Raw genomic sequence first — 18,658 nt, forward strand, 5'->3', positions numbered from 1 at the left:
GATGCCTTTGGCCGAATTGCTGCCCGACATCGCCGGCATCCCCGGCGATCTGCGCATCTCGGGCCTGGTGATGGACAGCCGCGCGGTGCGGCCGGGCAACGCGTTCGTGGCGATCGCCGGATTCGGCGTGCACGGGCTCAAGTTCGTCGAGCAGGCGCGCGCGCAGGGCGCGGTCGCGATCCTGTTCGAGCCGCCCGCGCCCGAGGATCTGCCGGCGCCGGCCGATGCGATCGCCGTGCCCGGGCTGCGTTCGCGCCTGGGCGAGATGGGCGATGTCTTCCACGGCCGCGCGAGCGAAGCGATGACCGTGGTCGGCGTGACCGGCACCAACGGCAAGACCTCGACCGTGCAGTTGATCGCGCAGGCGTGGACGCTGAGCGGCATCCGCTGCGGCACGGTCGGCACGCTCGGCGCCGGCCTGTACGGTGAGATCGTCCCGACCGGTTTCACCACGCCGCTGGTGCTGCAATTGCACGAACTGTTGGCCGACATGCACGAGGCGGGCGCGCAGGCGATCGCGATGGAAGTCAGCTCGCACGCGCTCGATCAGGGCCGCGTGGCCGGCGTGCATTTCGATGTCGGCGTGTTCACCAATCTGACCCGCGATCACCTCGATTACCACGGCGACATGGCCGCCTACGGCGCGGCCAAGGCGCGTTTGTTCGATTGGGCCGGGCTGAGGGCGGCGGCGATCAATCTCGACGACGAGTTCGGCCGCGAGTTGATCGCGCAACTGTCCAAGAGCGTGCGCGCGATCGGCCTGAGTTCGCGCGGCCGCGACGGCGCCGCGCTGCGCGCCGAAGCGCTGAGCTTCGACAGCCGCGGCATCGGTTTCGATCTGGTCGTGGCCGGCAAGGCGCACAAGGTCGCGTCCAAGCTGCTCGGCCGTTTCAACGTCGACAATCTGCTGGCGGTGGCCGGCGCGCTGTACGCGCTGGGCGATGCGCCGGCGCAGATCGCGCAGACTTTGTCGCAGCTCGAACCCATCCATGGCCGCATGAACCGCCTCGGCGGCGACGGCGTGCTGCCGCTGGTGGTGATCGATTACGCGCATACGCCCGATGCGCTGGAGCAGGCGCTGGCTTCGCTGCGCGCGCACGCCAATGCGCGGCTGATCTGCGTGTTCGGCTGCGGCGGCGAGCGCGATCGCGGCAAGCGTCCGCAGATGGCGGCGATCGCCGAGCACGGCGCGGATCTGGTCGTGGTCACCGACGACAACCCGCGCGGCGAGGACGGCGACGTCATCGTCGCCGACATTCTCCAGGGCTTCCGCGATCCGCACCGCGCGGTCGTGCTGCGCGACCGTCGCGCGGCGATCGATCACGCGATCTTCGACGCCGGTCCCGACGACATCGTGCTGGTGGCCGGCAAGGGCCACGAGCCTTACCAGGAAATCCACGGAGTGCGGCATCCTTTCGACGACACCTTGATCGCACAGGCGGCGTTGGAGGCGCGAGCATGAGGCGCCTGCTGCTGTCCCAGATCGCGCGCATGACCGGTGGCCGCCTGCACGGCGAGGATGCCGCGATCGACGTGGTCGCCACTGACACCCGCGCGCTGCCCGCCAGCGGCGCGGCGCTGTTCGTCGCGCTCAAGGGCGAGCGTTTCGATGGGCACGATCACGTCGCGAAATTGGCGGGCGCCGTTGTGGGAGGGGCTTCAGCCCCGACACACGATGCGGCGATCCTGGTCGGGGCTGAAGCCCCTCCCGCAAAAGACTTCGCGGCCGTGGTCGCTGCCTTGGTTTCGCGGGAGGTCGACGCGCCGATCGCGCAGGTGATCGTCGCCGATACCGAACGCGCGCTGGCCGATATGGCGACCACCCTGCAGTCGACCCGCGACACCCGCGTGATCGCGATCACCGGCAGCAACGGCAAGACCAGCGTCAAGGCGCTGATCACCGCGATCCTGCAACAGGCCGCGCCGGGCCGGACCTATTCCACCCCGGGCAATCGCAACAACGAAATCGGTCTGCCGCTGGCGGTGCTCGACGCGCCGGAAGATGCGTTGTACGCGGTGTACGAGATGGGCGCGGGCAAACCCGGCGACATCGATTACCTGGTGCGCATCGCGCGCCCGCAGGTCTCGCTGGTCAATAACGTGGCGCCGGCGCATCTGGAGCGCATGGGCAGCCTGCTCGGCATCGCCGACACCAAGGCCGCGATCTACGATGCGCTGCCGTCGTTCGGCGTGGCCGCGATCAATGCCGATGATGCGTTCGCGCCGTATTTCGAGAACCGCGCTTCCGGCCGCGCGATCGTGCGTTACGGCATCGATGCGAGTGCGGAAGTGACGGCGAAGGACGTTCGCGTCGGACCTGAAGGTTCTACGTTCGCGCTGGTAACCCCGTTGGGCCGGGTTGCGATCGCTCTCAACATGGTGGGACGTCATAACGTGCGCAACGCGCTCGCCGCCGCCGCGTTGGCGCTCGGTGCGCAGATCCCGCTGGAGACGATCGCCGCCGGCCTCAACGCCGCGCAGCCGGTCGACGGCCGCCTGATCACTCATCGCCTGGACAACGGCGCGGTGTTGATCGACGACAGCTACAACGCCAATCCGGGTTCGACTGCGGCGGCCATCGACACTTTGGCCGAGATGGCGGGCGAAAACTGGTTGGTGCTCGGCGCGATGCGCGAGATCGGCAACGAGGAAATCGCCATGCACGCCGAAATCGGCCGTCGCGCCAAGGCCGCCGGCCTGCGCCGGCTGTTCGCGTTGGGCGAGCTGCCGACCGCCGCGGCGCAGGCCTTCGGCGACGGCGCGCAAGTGTTCGACAGCCACGACTCGCTGGCCCGGGCGCTGAGCGCCGAGCTGCGCGAAGGCGTGCGCGTGTTGGTGAAGGGATCGCACAGCAGTGCGATGGACAAGATCGTGACGGCGTTGCTGTCCGCGCATAAGCCCGCACAGGGGAAGGGGACCACGCATGCTGCTTGAACTCACTCGTTGGCTGGAGCAGCTTCAGAGCCTGTTCGGTCTGTTCGGCTATCTGACGTTCCGCGGCATTCTCAGCGCGTTGACCGCGCTCGCCTTGTCGCTGTGGTGGGGCCCGGCGGTGATCCGCCGGCTCGCCCAGTACAAGGGCGGCCAGCCGATCCGTCAGGACGGTCCGCAGACCCATTTCTCCAAGGCCGGCACGCCGACCATGGGCGGCGCGCTGATCCTGATGACGGTGCTGGCCTCGGTGCTGCTGTGGGGCGATCTGCGCAACAGGTACGTGTGGCTGGTGCTGGCGGTGATGTTGTGCTTCGGTGCGATCGGCTGGTACGACGACTGGATCAAGATCGTCCGCCGCGATCCCAATGGCCTGAAATCGCGCTGGAAGTATCTGCTGCAGTCGATCTTCGGCCTGGCCGCGGGCGCCTTCCTGTATTTCACCGCCGATCCGGCGGTGGTCGCCAGCACCACCTTCTATGTACCGCTGATCAAGGCCATCGCGATTCCGCTGGGCGCGGGGCTGATCGTGGTCGCCTATTTCTGGATCGTCGGCTTCTCCAACGCGGTCAATCTGACCGACGGCCTCGATGGTCTGGCGATCATGCCGACCGTGCTGGTGGCCTGCGCGCTGGGCGTGTTCGCCTACGCCTCAGGCCACGCCGAGTTTTCCAAGTACCTGCAGATTCCGCAGGTGCCGGGCGCCGGCGAGCTGGTCATCATCTGCGCGGCGATCGCCGGCGCCGGCCTCGGGTTCCTATGGTTCAACACCTACCCGGCGATGGTGTTCATGGGCGACATCGGCGCGCTGGCGTTGGGTGCGGTGCTCGGCACCATCGCCATCATCGTGCGCCAGGAACTGGTGCTGGTGATCATGGGCGGCGTGTTCGTGATCGAAACCCTGTCGGTGATGATCCAGGTCGCTTCGTTCAAGCTGACCGGCAAGCGCGTGTTCCGCATGGCGCCGATCCATCACCACTTCGAACTCAAGGGCTGGCCCGAGCCGCGCGTGATCGTGCGCTTCTGGATCATCTCGGTCGTTCTCGTCCTGGTCGGTCTGGCCACTCTCAAGGTCCGCTGATGGAAAACTCCGCACGCCAGGCAACCCGGCTCGACGCCATCCACGGTCGCTACGACCCGTGGCTGTTGTTCGTGTCCATTGCCTTGGCCTGCACCGGCGTGGTCATGGTCGGCTCGGCCTCGCTCGGCGTCGCCGCGACCCACGAAGTCGACGCGTTCTACTTCCTGACTCGCCACCTGGTCTTCCTCGGCGTCGGCCTGGGCATGGCGTTCTGGCTGATGCGCACCGAGCTCAAGACCATCGAACAGCACAACCAGTGGCTGTTGCTGGTGTGCATTGTGCTGTTGTTGCTGGTGTTCGTGCCGGTGATCGGCAAGCAGGTCAACGGCGCCAAGCGCTGGATCAATCTCGGCCCGGTCGGCTTCCAGGCGGTCGAGGCGGTCAAGCTGCTCTACATCGTCTGGCTGGCGAGCTACCTCAAGCGTTTCAGCGAAGACATCTCGGCGACCTGGGGCGCGATGCTCAAGCCGATCGGCGTGGCCGTGGTGCTGGTCGGCCTGTTGCTGATGCAGCCTGACTTCGGTTCGTCCTCGCTGCTGCTGGCGATCACCGCCGGCATGCTGGTGCTCGGCGGCGTCAACATGCCGCGCATGTTCGGCCCGGTGTTGATCGGCCTGCCGATCCTGGCGGTCATCGCCATCGCCGAGCCGTACCGGGTGATCCGCCTGACCTCCTTCATGAATCCGTGGAGCGATCCGTTCGGCACCGGTTACCAGCTGACCAATGCGTTGATGGCGGTCGGTCGCGGCGAATGGCTCGGGGTCGGTCTGGGCGCGTCGGTGCAGAAGTTGTCGTACCTGCCCGAGGCGCATACCGACTTCATCATGGCGGTGATCGCCGAGGAGTTCGGTTTCGCCGGTGTGTGCGCGGTGGTCGGCATGTACGCGCTGCTGACCGGCCGCGCGCTGTGGATCGGCTTGAAGTGCGTGGAGATGCGTCGCCATTTCTCCGGCTACGTGGCCTTTGGCATCGCCTTGTGGATGGGGCTGCAGAGCTTCGTCTCGATCGGGGTCAACCTGGGTCTGTTGCCGACCAAGGGCCTGACCCTGCCGATGATTTCCTCCGGCGGCTCCAGCGTGCTGATGAGCTGCGCGGCGCTGGCGGTGTTGTTGCGCGTGTCCTACGAACTCGATCGCGCCCAGCGCCAGGTCGCGCGTCTGCGCGGCGAAGCGGCGCAAGCGCCGGGCGGATCGGGCGGCGTGCCGGCCACCTCCAATCCGCTGCCTTCGGCGGCCGCGGCCAGCGCCGCGCGCAGCGAGGCCGCGCGCGGCACCAGCCGTCTGCGCGAACGCGTCGAGCCTTCGCTCGGGAGGTCGGCATGAACGAGCTGCGTTCCAGCGAACGTCCGGTGATGATCCTGGCCGGCGGCACGGGTGGACATATTTTCCCGGGGCTTGCGGTGGCCAAGGCGCTGCGTGGCCGCAACGTTCCAGTCTGCTGGCTCGGCGCCGACGGCGGCATGGAAACCCGCTTGGTGCCGCAGCACGGCATCGACATCGACACCATCGCGATCAGCGGCGTGCGCGGCAAGGGCGTGGCCACGCTGTTGCGCGCGCCGTTCCGGGTGATCGCTTCGGTGCGCGCGGCCCAGCGCGTGCTGCGTCAACGTCAACCGCGGGCGGTGGTCAGCTTCGGCGGCTATGCGGCCGGCCCGGGCGGCATCGCCGCGCGGCTGGCCGGCCTGCCGCTGATCGTGCACGAACAAAACCGCGCGCCGGGCATGACCAATCGCGTGTTGTCGCGTTTCGCGCGCCGCGTGCTGACCGGATTCCCGGACACCTTCGCCAACGTGGCCGAGGAAGTGGTGGGCAACCCGGTGCGCGCGGAGATCGCCGCGGTCGCGTCGCCCGCGCAACGTTTTGCAGGCCGCAGCGGTCCGCTGCGTCTGCTGGTGCTCGGCGGCAGCCAGGGCGCGCGCGCGCTCAACAGTGCGGTGCCCGAGGCCATCGCCGGCCTGCGTGGCCGCGTGCCCTGCGAGGTGCGTCATCAATGCGGCGAGAAGCTGCTGGCCGATGCGCAGCAGGCGTATGCAAAGGCCGGGATCATCGCTTCGTTGGAGCCGTTCATCGCCGACATGGCGGCCGCTTACGATTGGGCCGACCTGGTGGTCTGCCGCGCCGGCGCGCTGACCCTGGCCGAGCTGTGCGCCGCCGGCATCGGCAGCGTGCTGGTGCCGTTCCCGCAGGCGGTGGACGACCACCAGACCAAGAACGCGCGTTTTCTGGTCGATCGCGGCGCGGCGCAGTTGCTGCCGCAGGCCGGCGACGACCTGGGCGCGCGCCTGTCGGCGACGATCGAAATCCTGGCCGAGCGCGGCGTGCTGCTGCAGATGGCCGAAGCGGCGCGAAGCCTCGCCAAACCCGACGCGGCCGATCGCGTCGCCCAGATCGTATTGGAGCAGTCGAACATGAAGGAGCCGGCATGAGCACGGCATTGCGCCGCCGCCTGCAGCACACTGGCGACCTGGCCAAGGCGTTTCCGCGCGTGCATTTCGTCGGCATCGGCGGCACCGGCATGAGCGGCATCGCCGAAGTCATGTGCACGCTGGGCTATCAGGTGTCTGGCTCGGACATGGCCGACAACGCGGTGACACGTCGTCTGGCCGCGATGGGCGCCAACGTGCATCGCGGGCATGCAGCGGCCAACGTGCTCGGCGCCGATTGCGTAGTGGTGTCCAGCGCGATCAAGCGCGACAACCCCGAGCTGATGGAAGCGCGCGCGCAGCGCATTCCGGTGGTGCCGCGCGCGGAAATGCTGGCCGAACTGATGCGCTTCCGCCGCGGCATTGCGGTGGCCGGCACCCACGGCAAGACCACTACCACCTCGCTGACTGCCAGCGTGCTGGCCGAAGGCGGCATCGACCCGACCTTCGTGATCGGCGGCAAACTGCTCGCCGCCGGCGCCAATGCCGGCTTGGGCGGCGGTCAGTGGCTGGTCGCCGAGGCCGACGAGAGCGACGGCAGCTTCCTGCGGCTGAACCCGCAGATCGCCATCGTCACCAACATCGACGCCGATCACCTGGAAAACTACGGCGGCGACTTCGCCAAGGTCCAGGCCGCGTTCGAGGAATTCCTGCACCGCCTGCCGTTCTACGGACTGGCCGTGCTGTGCATCGACGACGCCAACGTCGCCAAGCTCGCGGCCGAAACGCCGCGGCATGTGATGACCTACGGCTTCGACGAAACCGCCGACGTGCGCGCCGAAGACGTCAGCCAGACCGGCGGCGCGATGCATTTCACCTTGTGCCTGCCCGATGCGACCCGCACCGCGGTCACCTTGGCGCTGCCCGGCCGCCACAACGTGCTCAACGCATTGGCTGCCTGCTCGGTGGCGTGGCAGCTCGGCGTGCAGCCCGATGCGATCGCGCGCGCGCTGGAGAAATTCGAAGGCATCGGCCGTCGCTTCAACCTGCTCGCGCAGATCAAGACCGACAAAGGCGCATCGGTGCAGTTGGTCGACGACTATGGCCACCACCCGAAAGAGCTCGAGGCCGTGTTCGCCGCCGCGCGCGGCGGCTGGCCGGACAAGCGTCTGGTGGTCGCGTTCCAGCCGCACCGTTACAGCCGCACCCGCGATCTGTTCGACGATTTCGCCGCGGTGCTGTCCTCGGTGGACGCGCTGGTGCTGACCGAGGTCTATCCGGCCGGCGAAGCGCCGATCGCCGGCGCCGACGCCAAGTCGCTGGCGCGCGCGATCCGCGCGCGCGGCCGTATCGATCCGGTCGTGGTCAACGGCGCGGGCGATCTGGCCGGCGTGTTGCCGGATGTGTTGAACGACGGCGATCTGCTGTTGCTGATGGGCGCCGGCGACATCGGCGCCGCCGCGCAGCAGCTCGCTACCCAGGGTTTCCAAGGAGAGCAGAAGTGAGTTCGCAGTTCGCACCGCTCCGCGTCACCGATCCGGCCGTGTTCGGCCGCGTCGCCGTGCTCATGGGCGGCACCAGCGCCGAGCGCGAGGTGTCGCTGGATTCCGGGCGCGGCGTGCTCGAAGCGCTGCGCTCGCGCGGCGTGGACGCGTTCGCGGTCGACGGCATTCCGGCGCTGATCGATATCATCCGTGTCGGCGGCGTCGACCGCGTGTTCAATATCCTGCACGGCAACAAGGGCGGCGGCGAAGACGGCGTGCTGCAGGGCGTGCTCGAAGCGTTCGGCGTGCCCTATACCGGTTCGGACGTGCTCGGCTCGGCGCTGGCGATGGACAAGATCCGCACCAAGCAGGTGTGGATCGGCGCCGGCCTGCCGACGCCGAAGTACAAGCGCATCGCCAAGGGCGACGACGTGCATGCCGCGGCGCGCGAGATCGGCCTGCCGGTCATCATCAAGCCGTCGAGCGAAGGTTCCAGCGTCGGCGTGTCGCGCGTGCTCAAGGACGCCGACATCGACGATGCGGTCGCGCTGGCCGCGCGCTACCCCGGCGAAATGTTGATGGAGCAGATGGTGATCGGCGACGAGCTCACCGTCGCGGTGCTGATCGACGGCGACGGCTATACCGCGCTGCCTTCGATCCGGATCGTGCCCAAGGGCGAGTGGTACGACTATCACGCCAAGTACATCGCCGATGACACTCAATATCTTTGTCCGGGCCTGGAAGGCGCGGTCGAAGACGAAATCCGCCGTCTGGCGATGGAAGCCTTCGTCGCCGCCGGTTGCAAGGGCTGGGGCCGGGTCGATTTCATGCGCGACCGTAACGACGGCCAGCTGTATCTGATCGAGGTCAACACCGCGCCGGGGATGACCAGCCATTCGCTGGTGCCCAAGGCCGCGCGTCAGCTCGGCATCGAGTACGACGAGCTGTGCTGGCGCGTGCTGGAAGCGACCGTGAGCGCGCCTGTCGGTGCGGCGGCGGCGGTGCAAGGAGGCGGCGCGGCGTGAACGCCCTGCTGCGACTCGTCGGATGGTTGCTGGCGCTGGCCCTGGTCGCGCTGCCGGTCGTGGCCGTGCTCAGCGGCTGGATCGGCGCGGAGCAGTGGCCGCTCAAGCGCCTGCGCGTCACCGGCGAGTTCGAGCGGGTCGATGCGACCGCGCTGCGCAAGACCCTGCTGCCGTATGCGCAGCGCGGTTTCTTCGCGGTGGATCTGCCCAAGGCGCAGGACGCGGTGGCGAAGCTGCCGTGGGTCGAGCATGCCGAAGTGCGTAAGCGCTGGCCCGACGTGTTGGAAGTCAGCGTGATCGAACACAAGCCGTTCGCGCGTTGGGGCAAGGATCAGCTGTTGTCCGAGCAGGGTCGTCTGTTCCCGATCAGCAACATCCAGGTGCCGGCGAACCTGCCGCAGTTCGCCGGTCCCGACAGCCGCGTCGCCGACGTGGTCGCGCTGTACAACGAGTCGCGCGAGTTGTTCGCGCCGATCGGTCTGGACGTCAGGCAGATCGAAGTCGATCAGCGCGGCAGTTGGACCCTGGGCCTGGGCAACGGCGCGCAGATCGTGGTCGGTCGCAGTCAGGAGCGCACGCGCCTGAGCCGCTTCGTCAAGTTGCTGCCGCAGTTGATGGCGCAGCGCGTGCAGGTGCTGGCGCGCGCGGATCTTCGTTACACCAATGGTTTTTCGCTGTCGTGGGCGCCGGTACAGGCACCCGCGGCGGCACCGAAGCAGCAGCAAGGACAGTCATGAATCGCAAAGGCGACAAGTCGCTGATCGTAGGCCTCGACGTCGGCACCTCCAAAGTGGTGGCGCTGGTGGGCGAGTATTCGCCTGGCAATCCCATCGAAGTGATCGGCATCGGCTCGCACGAATCGCGCGGACTCAAGCGCGGCGTGGTCGTCGACATCGAATCCACGGTGCAGTCGATTCAGCGCGCGATCGAGGAGGCCGAGCTGATGGCCGGCTGCGAGATCCGCTCGGTCTACGCCTCGATCTCCGGCAACCACATCCAGTGCCGCAACTCGCAGGGCATCGCGCCGATCCGCGACGGCGAGGTGACCTACGGCGATCTGGACCGGGTCCTGGAAGCGGCCAAGGCGGTGGCGATCCCGGCCGACCAGAAGATACTGCACGCGATTCCTCGCGACTACGTGCTCGACGATTCGCAGGAAGGCATCCGCAACCCGGTCGGCATGACCGGCGTGCGCCTGGAAGTGCATGCGCATCTGGTGGTGTGCGCGCAGTCGGCCGCGGCCAATATCAGCAAGTGCGTGCAGCGCTGCGGTTTGCAGGTGGACGATCTGATCCTGGGCGTACTGGCCTCGAGCAACGCGGTGCTGACCAGCGACGAGCGCGAGCTCGGTGTGGTCCTGGTCGACATCGGCGCGGGCACCACCGACATCGCGGTGTTCGTGCAGGGCGCGATCGCGCACAGCGCGTCGCTGCCGATCGCCGGCGACAAGGTCACCGAGGACATCGCGCACATGCTGCGCACGCCCACGCCGGAAGCCGAGCAGATCAAGGTGCGCTACGCCTGCGCGTTGGCGCAGATGGCGACCGCCGAGGAATCGATCCAGGTTCCCAGCGTCGGCGATCGTCCGCCGCGGCGCATGCCGCGTCATTCCTTGGCTCAGGCGGTGCAGGCGCGTTACGAGGAAATCTTCGAAATGATCCAGGCCGAACTGCGCCGTTCGGGTTTCGAACATCACGTCCGCGCCGGCATGGTCCTGACCGGCGGTGCGGCCAAGATGGAAGGCGTGGTCGAGCTGGCCGAGGAAATGCTGCAGATGCCGGTGCGCGTCGGCATTCCGCAGCACGTCACCGGTCTGGGCGAAGTGGTCGGAAATCCGGTGCACGCCACCGGCGTGGGCCTGTTGCTGATGGGCAGCCAGATCGAAAACCCGCGCCGCCCGGTGATCTCCACCGGCCGCGCCGGCAGCTTCTTCAACAAGATCAAGAACTGGTATCGCGGCGAGTTCTGACGTCGCGGTAACGGAGTCTCACGGCCGAGGCGAGGGCGCCATGGCCGGCAAGCGGGCAGAGCGGTGAGCGTACTGGCATACATCCCCCACCCATAACTAGCAACACATAAAACTAGAGGACGAGGACATGGCACATTTCGAACTGGTTGAAAAAATGGCCCCGAACGCGGTCATCAAGGTCGTTGGCGTGGGCGGCGGCGGCGGCAACGCCGTGGCGCACATGGTCAGCGGCAACGTCGATGGCGTGGAATTCATCACCGCCAACACCGACGCGCAGGCGATCAAGAACTGCGGCGCCAAGCTGCAGCTGCAGCTCGGCAGCAACGTCACCAAGGGTCTGGGCGCCGGCGCGAATCCGGAAGTCGGCCGTCAGGCGGCGCTGGAAGATCGCGAACGCATCATGGACGCGCTGACCGGCGCCGACATGGTCTTCATCACCGCCGGCATGGGCGGCGGCACCGGCACCGGCGCTGCGCCGGTGGTGGCTCAGCTCGCTAAAGAGATGGGTATCCTGACCGTGGCCGTGGTCACCAAGCCGTTCCCGTTCGAAGGCCGCCGCCGCATGCAGGTCGCGCTCAAGGGCATCGAGGAGCTGTCGCATCACTGCGATTCGCTGATCACGATCCCCAACGAGAAGTTGATCACCGTGCTCGGCCGCAACGCGACGATGATCCAGGCCTTCCGCGCCGCTAACGACGTGCTGCTCGGCGCGGTGCAGGGCATCGCCGATCTGATCGTGCGTCCGGGCCTGATCAATGTCGACTTCGCCGACGTGCGCACAGTGATGAGCGAGATGGGCCTGGCGATGATGGGTACCGGCGCCGCGCGCGGCGACGATCGCGCCCAGGCCGCGGCCGAGGCGGCGATCCAGAACCCGTTGCTGGACGATGTGAACCTGGCCGGCGCCAACGGCATCCTGGTCAACATCACCGCCGGTCCGGACTTCACCATGGCCGAGTTCGACGAAGTCGGCCGCACGATCGAGAACTTCGCTTCCGAAGACGCGACCGTGGTCATCGGCACCGTGCTCGACCCGGACATGCAGGACGAGGTCAAGGTCACCGTGGTCGCTACCGGCCTCAACCGCGTCGCCGCCAAGCAGTCGGTGCGCGGGCAGGGTTACGACCGCGATTCGCAGCGCGCGCCGATCCAGCTGGTGCGCAACGCGACCACCGGCCAGCCGGAATTCGGCGCCATGGACGACGTCGGCCACGCGCCGATGCCGAGCTTCGGCGGCAGCCTGCGCGGCAACACGCGCCAGGAACCGACCGGCCCGGCCGTTGCGGATTTCGGCAGCGACAACAGCTACCTGGACATCCCGGCGTTCCTGCGCCGTCAGGCCGACTGAGGCCGGCGCGCGGGTTGAGCCGGGGGATCGAACGGGCAGGGCGACAACAATCGCCCGGTCCGGACGGCCGTCGGCGTCAACCGGGCGGTACACGGCGCGTAGATCGTTCTGCGCGCCGGGATCCACCCTAGGGCCGGACTCGTCCCCGGTCACAGGCATCTTGCCCCGGCGTTTATGCGCGGGGCTTTGGGCCGGTCGGCCCGACCCCGCAAAGGCGGGCCGACCGGTCAGTTTGAACGCCGCTGTTGACAACGGCGGGACGCTGTGTCCTTTTCGTTCAGGTTCAGTCATCCGCGTGCTAATCTTGCGCGGTTTAATGCCCGTCCCCATTAGCTATTCCGTCCCTGCAGGCCCCGTGGCCGCCCGGTCGGACAGCCAGTACCACTCCAGAACAAGAACTTCGCGGAAGTCCCCACGACCATGCTGCGTCAGCGCACCCTCAAGAATGTGATCCGCGCCACCGGCGTGGGCTTGCACAGCGGCGAGAAAGTGTTTCTCACCCTGCGTCCGGCCTCGGTGGACACCGGCATCGTGTTCCGCCGCGTCGATCTCGACCCGGTGGTGGAGATGCCCGCGCGCGCCGATCTGGTCACCGAGACCACGCTGTGCACCGGCCTGACCTACGGCGCCGGCAAGGTCATGACGGTCGAGCATCTGCTCTCGGCCATGGCCGGACTGGGCATCGACAACTGCATCGTCGAGCTGTCCGCGCCGGAAGTGCCGATCATGGACGGCTCGGCCGGTCCGTTCGTGTTCCTGCTGCAGTCCGCCGGCATCGCCGAGCAGGACGCGCCCAAGCGTTTCATCCGCATCAAGCACCCGGTGGAAGTGCGCGAAGGCGACAAGGTCGCGCGTTTCGAGCCGTTCGAAGGTTTCCGCCTGGGCTTCACCGTGGTCTTCGACCATCCGGCGATCCCGGCCTCGCAGTCGCGCGCGGAAGTGCAGTTCTCCACCGAGAACTACATCCGCGAAGTGAGCCGCGCCCGCACCTTCGGCTTCATGCGCGATCTGGAATACATGCGCGAACGCAACCTCGGCCTGGGCGGCTCGATGGACAACGCGATCGTGCTCGACGAGTTTCGCGTGCTCAACGACGACGGCCTGCGTTACGCCGACGAGTTCGTGCGCCACAAGATACTCGACGCGGTCGGCGACCTGTATCTGGCCGGCCACGCCATCATCGGCGCCTACGAGGGCTACAAGTCCGGCCACGCGCTCAACAACAAGCTGGTGCGCGCGCTGCTGGCCGAGCGTTCGGCCTGGGAATTGGTGAGCTACAGCGACGCCGAGCCCACTCCGGTCGCCTACGGCGAGCCTGCCACGGCCTGAGCCGCCGTCCCCGCCGCGGGTACGCGGCGGAGACCGTGTGGCCCTGCCGGAACCGTTTCTGCCGGCCTTCGACGTCCATCGCCTCGCATCCCGGCTCAGCGGATGCACCTTCGCCCCGGACGCTTCCGGCTGAATGCGAAGCCCGGCGTCTTGTGACGACGGCCCAGAAAAGTCAGGAACGTTAACTCGGTCACACTCGTGAATGTAGTGTGACGCCTTAACTTTTTTCTAACGAAACTTTTCTAGAACGCTACCGAACACTTAACAAACCCGGGGGGCTCGGCCAGTAGGATGCCCCGACCCGGCTCTCGGACCCCCGCCGATTCGCGCCCAAACGCGAACCGGCCGAGCGTCAACTGGCATCGTTGGGACCCGAAGGATCGGGCTTGTTCAACGAGGCCAGTGCGGCCTGCAACGCAGCTTGCGTCGCGGCCGACATGGGTTTGGCCTTCCGCTCCGGTGCTGCCGCCGGGTTCGGAATCGTCGTCTTGACGACGAGTTCGGCCACATCCAGCCCGATGGATCGGGCTGCGTCGAGCAGTTCCGGAGCCGCGAGCCGCAGTTTGGCGCGCCACACCGGGGCATCGACGACGTACACGAGCCTGCCGCGTTCGAAGTTGGCCAGCCGCGCATGCGCGGCGATCGAAGGCGGCAGGTAGGGGCGTAACCGACGGTCCAGTTCGTCGAGCCACATGGCGCGACGGACAATGGAACCGCCCGGGTTGCCAGCGGGGTCAGTTCCCGTCAGCGCATCCATAGCGATGCGCGGCGTGGAAGGGCCGCGCGACGGCGGCCTTTTGGGCTTGTAATCAGACATCGGACACATGACCTATCAATCCATCGTAAACAACACGCGCGCCAAGCTGGACGGTTTCTTCCAGCAGTGCGGCCGGATCGGCTCTCACCGGCCCGCGCTCGCCATGGCGCTGCTGCTCGGTACCGGCGTATGCGTCGGTGCCGGCGCCGGGATCGCCGACAACCGCATGCTACGCGCCGAACTGGCGCAGCAGCAGGGTCAGATCGCCGCCACCCGCCGCGACGCGCAGCGCGAGATCAATGCTCTGGCCGCGCGCATGGGCGAGCTGCAGGCCGAGGCCAACCGCCTCAACGCCCTGGGCGAGCGCCTGACCCGGATCGGCCAGCTCCAGGACGGCGAGTTCGATTTCAACAAGCCGGTCGGCGTCGGTGGCGCCGGCCCGGTCCGCGACATGGCCAAGCCCGAGCTCAATGCCGGGATGGACAAGCTGGCGAGCCAGTTCAAGGCCTCCGGCGAACAGCTCTCGGTGCTCGAAGCGCTGCTGTTCAACCGTCAGATCGACATGAACGCGGTGCCCTCGCGTGCGCCGATCGCCAACAGCTACATTACTTCGGGCTTCGGCGGTCGCGCCGACCCGTTCAACGGCGGCGCCGCGTTCCACAAGGGCATCGACTTCGAAGCCGATGTCGGCGACCCGGTGCTGGCCGTGGCTGACGGCGTGGTCAGCTATTCCGGCGTGCGTTCGGGCTACGGCAATGTGGTCGAGATCGACCACGGCAACGGCTACGTGACCCGCTATGCGCACAACTCGCGCCTGCTGATGAAGGTCGGCGAGCTGGTCCGCGCCGGGCAGGAGATCGCTAAGGCGGGCTCCAGCGGCCGCTCCACTGGTGCCCACGTGCACTTCGAAGTCTGGGAAAGCGGCCGGGTCGTGAATCCGGTCAAGTTCCTCAACCAGCAGTCGCCGTTGCGGGGGTGAGGCGGGCTCGCTTGCGAGCCACCGGCTCGCAGCCCGCCGAACGCCCGCCGCACTGCGGCGGGCCGGGCGAGAAAGTCCCCGTTTTTTGCGAGCCACCGGCTCGCAGCCCGCCGAACGCCCGCCGCACTGCGGCGGGCCGGGCGAGAAAGTCCCCATTTTCGAGCCACCGGTTCGCGCCCCATCGAACGCCCGCCGCACTGCGGCGGGCTGGGCGAGAAAGTCCCCATTTTCGAGCCACCGGCTCGCAGCCCGCCGAACGCCCGCCGCACTGCGGCGGGCCGGGCGAGAAAGTCCCCATTTGCGAGCCACCGGTTCGCGCCCCATCGAACGCCCGCCGCACTGCGGTAAGCAGGGAGCGACAGCGGGCAGTTGCGAAACTGCCGAATTGGGCAAAGTCCCACATTCGATCGGCGCACATCCCCCTTGATACCGTTCAGGTCGCCCCCCACGCTAGAATGCGTGTGGCCAAAGACCAGGCTCGATCCGATCGGGGGCGCACGGCGCTCCCGATTTCGTTTCGGCGACCCATAACGGGACGCCGGTCGCGACGGATCGGCCGGTAGACTGGATTCCTGGGGAACTTGCCGGCGGCAACGCGTTCTTAACACGTCCCGCTTGTGCAACCCCGTTCGCTTTACACGGACCCGTTCATGCTCAACAGCTTGCTTACCCGCGTTTTCGGCAGCCGCAACGATCGCTTGCTGCGCCAACTGCAACGATCGGTCGTCAAGATCAATGCGCTCGAGCCGGAGATGGAAAAACTCTCCGATGCCCAGTTGCAGGCCAAGACGCCGGAGTTCCAGCAGCGCGTCGCCGCCGGCGAGTCGCTCGACAAGTTGCTGCCGGAGGCTTTCGCGGTCTGCCGTGAAGCGTCCAGGCGCGTGCTCGGCATGCGTCATTACGATGTGCAGCTGATCGGCGGCATGGTCCTGCATCTGGGCAAGATCGCCGAGATGCGCACCGGCGAAGGCAAGACCCTGGTCGGCACGCTGCCGGTGTACCTCAACGCGCTCGAAGGCAAGGGCGTGCACGTGGTCACCGTCAACGACTACCTCGCACGCCGCGACTCGGCGTGGATGGGCAAGGTCTACAACTGGCTGGGCCTGAGCGTCGGCGTGGTCTACCCGGGCATGCAGCACAGCGACAAGCACGCCGCTTACGCCAGCGACATCACCTACGGCACCAACAACGAATTCGGCTTCGACTATCTGCGCGACAACATGGCGCTGTCGAAGGACGATCGTTTCCAGCGCGGCCTGCATTACGCGATCGTCGACGAAGTCGACTCGATCCTGATCGACGAAGCGCGCACCCCGCTGATCATCTCCGGCCCGGCCGACGAATCGCCGGAGCTGTACATCAAGGTCAACCGCATCGTTCCCTCGCTGACCCGTCAGGACAAGGAAGACGGCGACGGCGATTACTGGGTCGACGAGAAGGGCAAGTCGGTGCACCTGTCCGAAGCCGGCCAGGAACACGCCGAGGATCTGCTGCGCAAGGCCGGCATCTTGTCGGAAGACGACGATTCGCTGTACGCCGGCCACAACATTTCGGTCGTGCATCACCTCAACGCCGCGCTGCGCGCGCATGCCATCTATCAGCGCGACGTCGATTACATCGTGCGCGACGGCGAAGTGGTGATCGTCGACGAATTCACCGGCCGCACCCTGCAAGGGCGCCGCTGGTCCGACGGCCTGCATCAGGCGGTGGAGGCGAAGGAAGGCGTGCCGGTCCAGCGCGAGAACCAGACGCTGGCCTCGATCACCTTCCAGAATCTGTTCCGCATGTACAAGAAGCTGTCCGGCATGACCGGTACGGCGGACACGGAAGCCTACGAATTCCAGAGCATCTACGGCCTGGAAGTGATCGTGATTCCGACCAACCGGCCGATGCAGCGCAAGGACCACTCCGATCAGGTGTTCCTCAATCGCAACGGCAAATATCGCGCGGTGCTGGCCGAGATCCAGGCGGCGCACGAACGCGGACAGCCGGTGCTGGTCGGTACGACCTCGATCGAAGTCTCGGAAATGCTGAGCCAGCAGCTCAAGAGCGCCGGCGTGCCGCACGAAGTGCTCAACGCCAAGCAGCACGAGCGCGAAGCCAACATCATCGCCCAGGCCGGCCGCCCCGGCGCGATCACCATCGCCACCAACATGGCCGGCCGCGGTACCGACATCGTGCTCGGCGGTTCTCTGGAGGCCGAACTCAACGATCTGGCCGCGCAGAACAACGGCGAACCGGTCGACGAGGTCACCCACAAACGCCTGAAGGGCGAGTGGCAGCAGCGCCACGACGCGGTCAAGGCGTCCGGCGGCTTGCACATCGTCGGCACCGAGCGTCACGAATCGCGCCGTATCGACAACCAGTTGCGCGGTCGCGCCGGCCGCCAGGGCGATCCGGGTTCTTCGCGCTTCTACCTGTCGCTCGAAGACAATCTGATGCGCATCTTCGCCGCCGACTGGGTGCAGCGCGTGATGGCGCGCATGGGCCTGAAGGAAGACGACATCATCGAAAGCCCGTTGGTGACCAAGCAGATCGCCAACGCGCAACGCAAGGTCGAGGCGCACAACTTCGATATCCGTAAGAACCTGCTCGACTTCGACGACGTCAACAACGATCAGCGCAAGGTGATCTACGGCCAGCGCGACGAGTTGCTGGAAGCCGAAAGCGTGCAGGACAACGTCGTGGGCATTCGCGGCGACGTCGTCGCCGACATGGTCCAGCGCCACGTCCCGGCCAATTCGGTCGACGACCAATGGGATCTGCCGGGCCTGGAAGCCACCATCGCGCAGGAGTTCAACGTGCAGGTGCCGCTGGTGGAAACCGCGAGCAAGGCCGAGGAACTCGACGCCGAGACGGTGGGCCAGCACGTCCAGGACGCGGTCGCCGGGCACTTCGACGCGCGCGAGCAGCAGTTGGGCAGCGAAACCATGCGCATGCTCGAAAAACACATCATGCTCAACGTGCTCGACCAGAACTGGAAGGAACATCTGGCGCGCATGGACTACCTGCGCCAGGGCATCCATCTGCGCGGTTACGCGCAGAAGCAGCCCAAGCAGGAGTACAAGAAGGAAGCCTTCGAGCTGTTCTCCGAGATGCTCGACAAGGTCAAGCGCGAAGTGGTGACCATCCTGGCGCGCGTGCGCATCCAGAGCGAAGAGGAAATCGCCGCGCTGGAAGCCCAGGAGCGCGCGCAGGCCGAGACGCAGCTGCGGCAGATGCAGTTCCAGCACGCCAGCGCCGGCGGTTTCGGCGCCGACGAGGAAGCCGCGCAGGCTTCCGAAGAAGCTTTCGCCAATGTCGGCCGCAACGATCCTTGCCCCTGCGGTAGCGGTAAGAAGTACAAGCACTGCCATGGGCAGTTGGGCTGAGGGCGGCGGGATTCGGGATTCG

13 protein-coding genes and 1 pseudogene are annotated in these 18,658 nt (G+C 67.0%); 13 read left to right on the top strand and 1 reads right to left on the bottom strand.

The window, feature by feature from the left end:
* The first annotated feature begins 1 nt into the window (after position 1).
* The 11 genes and pseudogenes from ACTOWJ_RS15240 to lpxC all read left to right on the top strand — a co-directional run bounded on the left by ACTOWJ_RS15240 (position 2) and on the right by lpxC (position 13,529).
* Positions 2-1,462 (top strand): UDP-N-acetylmuramoyl-L-alanyl-D-glutamate--2,6-diaminopimelate ligase, encoded by a 1,461-nt coding sequence (locus ACTOWJ_RS15240; protein ID WP_441335777.1) that lies wholly within the window; start codon positions 2-4, stop codon positions 1,460-1,462.
* A complete protein-coding gene (locus ACTOWJ_RS15245; protein WP_441335485.1) occupies positions 1,459-2,934 on the top strand; it encodes a UDP-N-acetylmuramoyl-tripeptide--D-alanyl-D-alanine ligase in 1,476 nt (491 codons plus the stop codon). The genes ACTOWJ_RS15240 and ACTOWJ_RS15245 overlap by 4 nt, the downstream gene beginning before the upstream one ends.
* Positions 2,924-4,012 (top strand): phospho-N-acetylmuramoyl-pentapeptide-transferase, encoded by a 1,089-nt coding sequence (mraY, locus tag ACTOWJ_RS15250; RefSeq protein ID WP_441335486.1) that lies wholly within the window; start codon positions 2,924-2,926, stop codon positions 4,010-4,012. Before ACTOWJ_RS15245 ends, mraY begins: the two co-directional genes overlap by 11 nt.
* Positions 4,012-5,334: a putative lipid II flippase FtsW gene (gene ftsW, locus ACTOWJ_RS15255; RefSeq protein WP_441335487.1), complete on the top strand. Its 1,323-nt coding sequence runs from the start codon at positions 4,012-4,014 to the stop codon at positions 5,332-5,334. Before mraY ends, ftsW begins: the two co-directional genes overlap by 1 nt.
* The gene (murG, locus tag ACTOWJ_RS15260) at positions 5,331-6,437 is read left to right on the top strand and encodes an undecaprenyldiphospho-muramoylpentapeptide beta-N-acetylglucosaminyltransferase (RefSeq protein ID WP_441335488.1); all 1,107 of its coding nucleotides are present in this window, start codon (positions 5,331-5,333) and stop codon (positions 6,435-6,437) included. Before ftsW ends, murG begins: the two co-directional genes overlap by 4 nt.
* An 8-nt stretch (positions 6,438-6,445) precedes the next feature.
* The gene (murC, locus tag ACTOWJ_RS15265; RefSeq protein ID WP_441335778.1) at positions 6,446-7,879 is read left to right on the top strand and encodes a UDP-N-acetylmuramate--L-alanine ligase; all 1,434 of its coding nucleotides are present in this window, start codon (positions 6,446-6,448) and stop codon (positions 7,877-7,879) included.
* Positions 7,876-8,883, top strand: a complete 1,008-nt coding sequence (locus tag ACTOWJ_RS15270; protein ID WP_441335489.1) for a D-alanine--D-alanine ligase — start codon at positions 7,876-7,878, stop codon at positions 8,881-8,883. Before murC ends, ACTOWJ_RS15270 begins: the two co-directional genes overlap by 4 nt.
* Positions 8,880-9,560 (top strand): annotated as a pseudogene (locus ACTOWJ_RS15275) (cell division protein FtsQ/DivIB); the annotation flags it as partial. The gene ACTOWJ_RS15270 and the pseudogene ACTOWJ_RS15275, both read left to right, overlap by 4 nt.
* A gap of 56 nt (positions 9,561-9,616) precedes the next feature.
* Positions 9,617-10,852, top strand: coding sequence for a cell division protein FtsA (gene ftsA, locus ACTOWJ_RS15280; protein ID WP_441335490.1), 1,236 nt, complete (start codon positions 9,617-9,619; stop codon positions 10,850-10,852).
* A 127-nt stretch (positions 10,853-10,979) separates the two neighbouring features.
* Positions 10,980-12,200, top strand: coding sequence for a cell division protein FtsZ (ftsZ, locus tag ACTOWJ_RS15285; RefSeq protein ID WP_441335491.1), 1,221 nt, complete (start codon positions 10,980-10,982; stop codon positions 12,198-12,200).
* A gap of 420 nt (positions 12,201-12,620) precedes the next feature.
* Positions 12,621-13,529, top strand: a complete 909-nt coding sequence (gene lpxC, locus ACTOWJ_RS15290) for a UDP-3-O-acyl-N-acetylglucosamine deacetylase (protein ID WP_441335492.1) — start codon at positions 12,621-12,623, stop codon at positions 13,527-13,529.
* Between the two features lie 352 nt (positions 13,530-13,881).
* Here the strand turns inward: lpxC and ACTOWJ_RS15295 are convergent, their stop codons facing one another.
* Positions 13,882-14,346, bottom strand: a complete 465-nt coding sequence (locus tag ACTOWJ_RS15295; RefSeq protein WP_441335493.1) for a DUF721 domain-containing protein — start codon at positions 14,344-14,346, stop codon at positions 13,882-13,884.
* A gap of 7 nt (positions 14,347-14,353) precedes the next feature.
* On the opposite strand from ACTOWJ_RS15295, the gene ACTOWJ_RS15300 reads away from it, so the two are divergent.
* Together ACTOWJ_RS15300 and secA are read left to right on the top strand one after the other, a co-directional pair.
* A complete protein-coding gene (locus ACTOWJ_RS15300) occupies positions 14,354-15,265 on the top strand; it encodes a peptidoglycan DD-metalloendopeptidase family protein (protein ID WP_441335494.1) in 912 nt (303 codons plus the stop codon).
* A gap of 650 nt (positions 15,266-15,915) precedes the next feature.
* Positions 15,916-18,636: a preprotein translocase subunit SecA gene (secA, locus tag ACTOWJ_RS15305; RefSeq protein WP_441335495.1), complete on the top strand. Its 2,721-nt coding sequence runs from the start codon at positions 15,916-15,918 to the stop codon at positions 18,634-18,636.
* Positions 18,637-18,658 lie beyond the last annotated feature (22 nt).

Origin of the sequence: Lysobacter sp. CA199 (genome assembly GCF_052078715.1) — a bacterium.
Lineage (GTDB): Bacteria > Pseudomonadota > Gammaproteobacteria > Xanthomonadales > Xanthomonadaceae > Lysobacter.

Coding starts and splice junctions, on each gene's coding strand:
- ftsZ (WP_441335491.1), top strand. CDS start 10,980: ATGGCACATTTCGAACTGGTTGAAAAAATGGCCCCGAACGCGGTCATC.
- ACTOWJ_RS15240 (WP_441335777.1), top strand. CDS start 2: ATGCCTTTGGCCGAATTGCTGCCCGACATCGCCGGCATCCCCGGCGAT.
- ftsA (WP_441335490.1), top strand. CDS start 9,617: ATGAATCGCAAAGGCGACAAGTCGCTGATCGTAGGCCTCGACGTCGGC.
- ACTOWJ_RS15295 (WP_441335493.1), bottom strand. CDS start 14,346: ATGTCTGATTACAAGCCCAAAAGGCCGCCGTCGCGCGGCCCTTCCACG.
- ftsW (WP_441335487.1), top strand. CDS start 4,012: ATGGAAAACTCCGCACGCCAGGCAACCCGGCTCGACGCCATCCACGGT.
- lpxC (WP_441335492.1), top strand. CDS start 12,621: ATGCTGCGTCAGCGCACCCTCAAGAATGTGATCCGCGCCACCGGCGTG.
- ACTOWJ_RS15300 (WP_441335494.1), top strand. CDS start 14,354: ATGACCTATCAATCCATCGTAAACAACACGCGCGCCAAGCTGGACGGT.
- mraY (WP_441335486.1), top strand. CDS start 2,924: ATGCTGCTTGAACTCACTCGTTGGCTGGAGCAGCTTCAGAGCCTGTTC.
- murG (WP_441335488.1), top strand. CDS start 5,331: ATGAACGAGCTGCGTTCCAGCGAACGTCCGGTGATGATCCTGGCCGGC.
- secA (WP_441335495.1), top strand. CDS start 15,916: ATGCTCAACAGCTTGCTTACCCGCGTTTTCGGCAGCCGCAACGATCGC.
- ACTOWJ_RS15245 (WP_441335485.1), top strand. CDS start 1,459: ATGAGGCGCCTGCTGCTGTCCCAGATCGCGCGCATGACCGGTGGCCGC.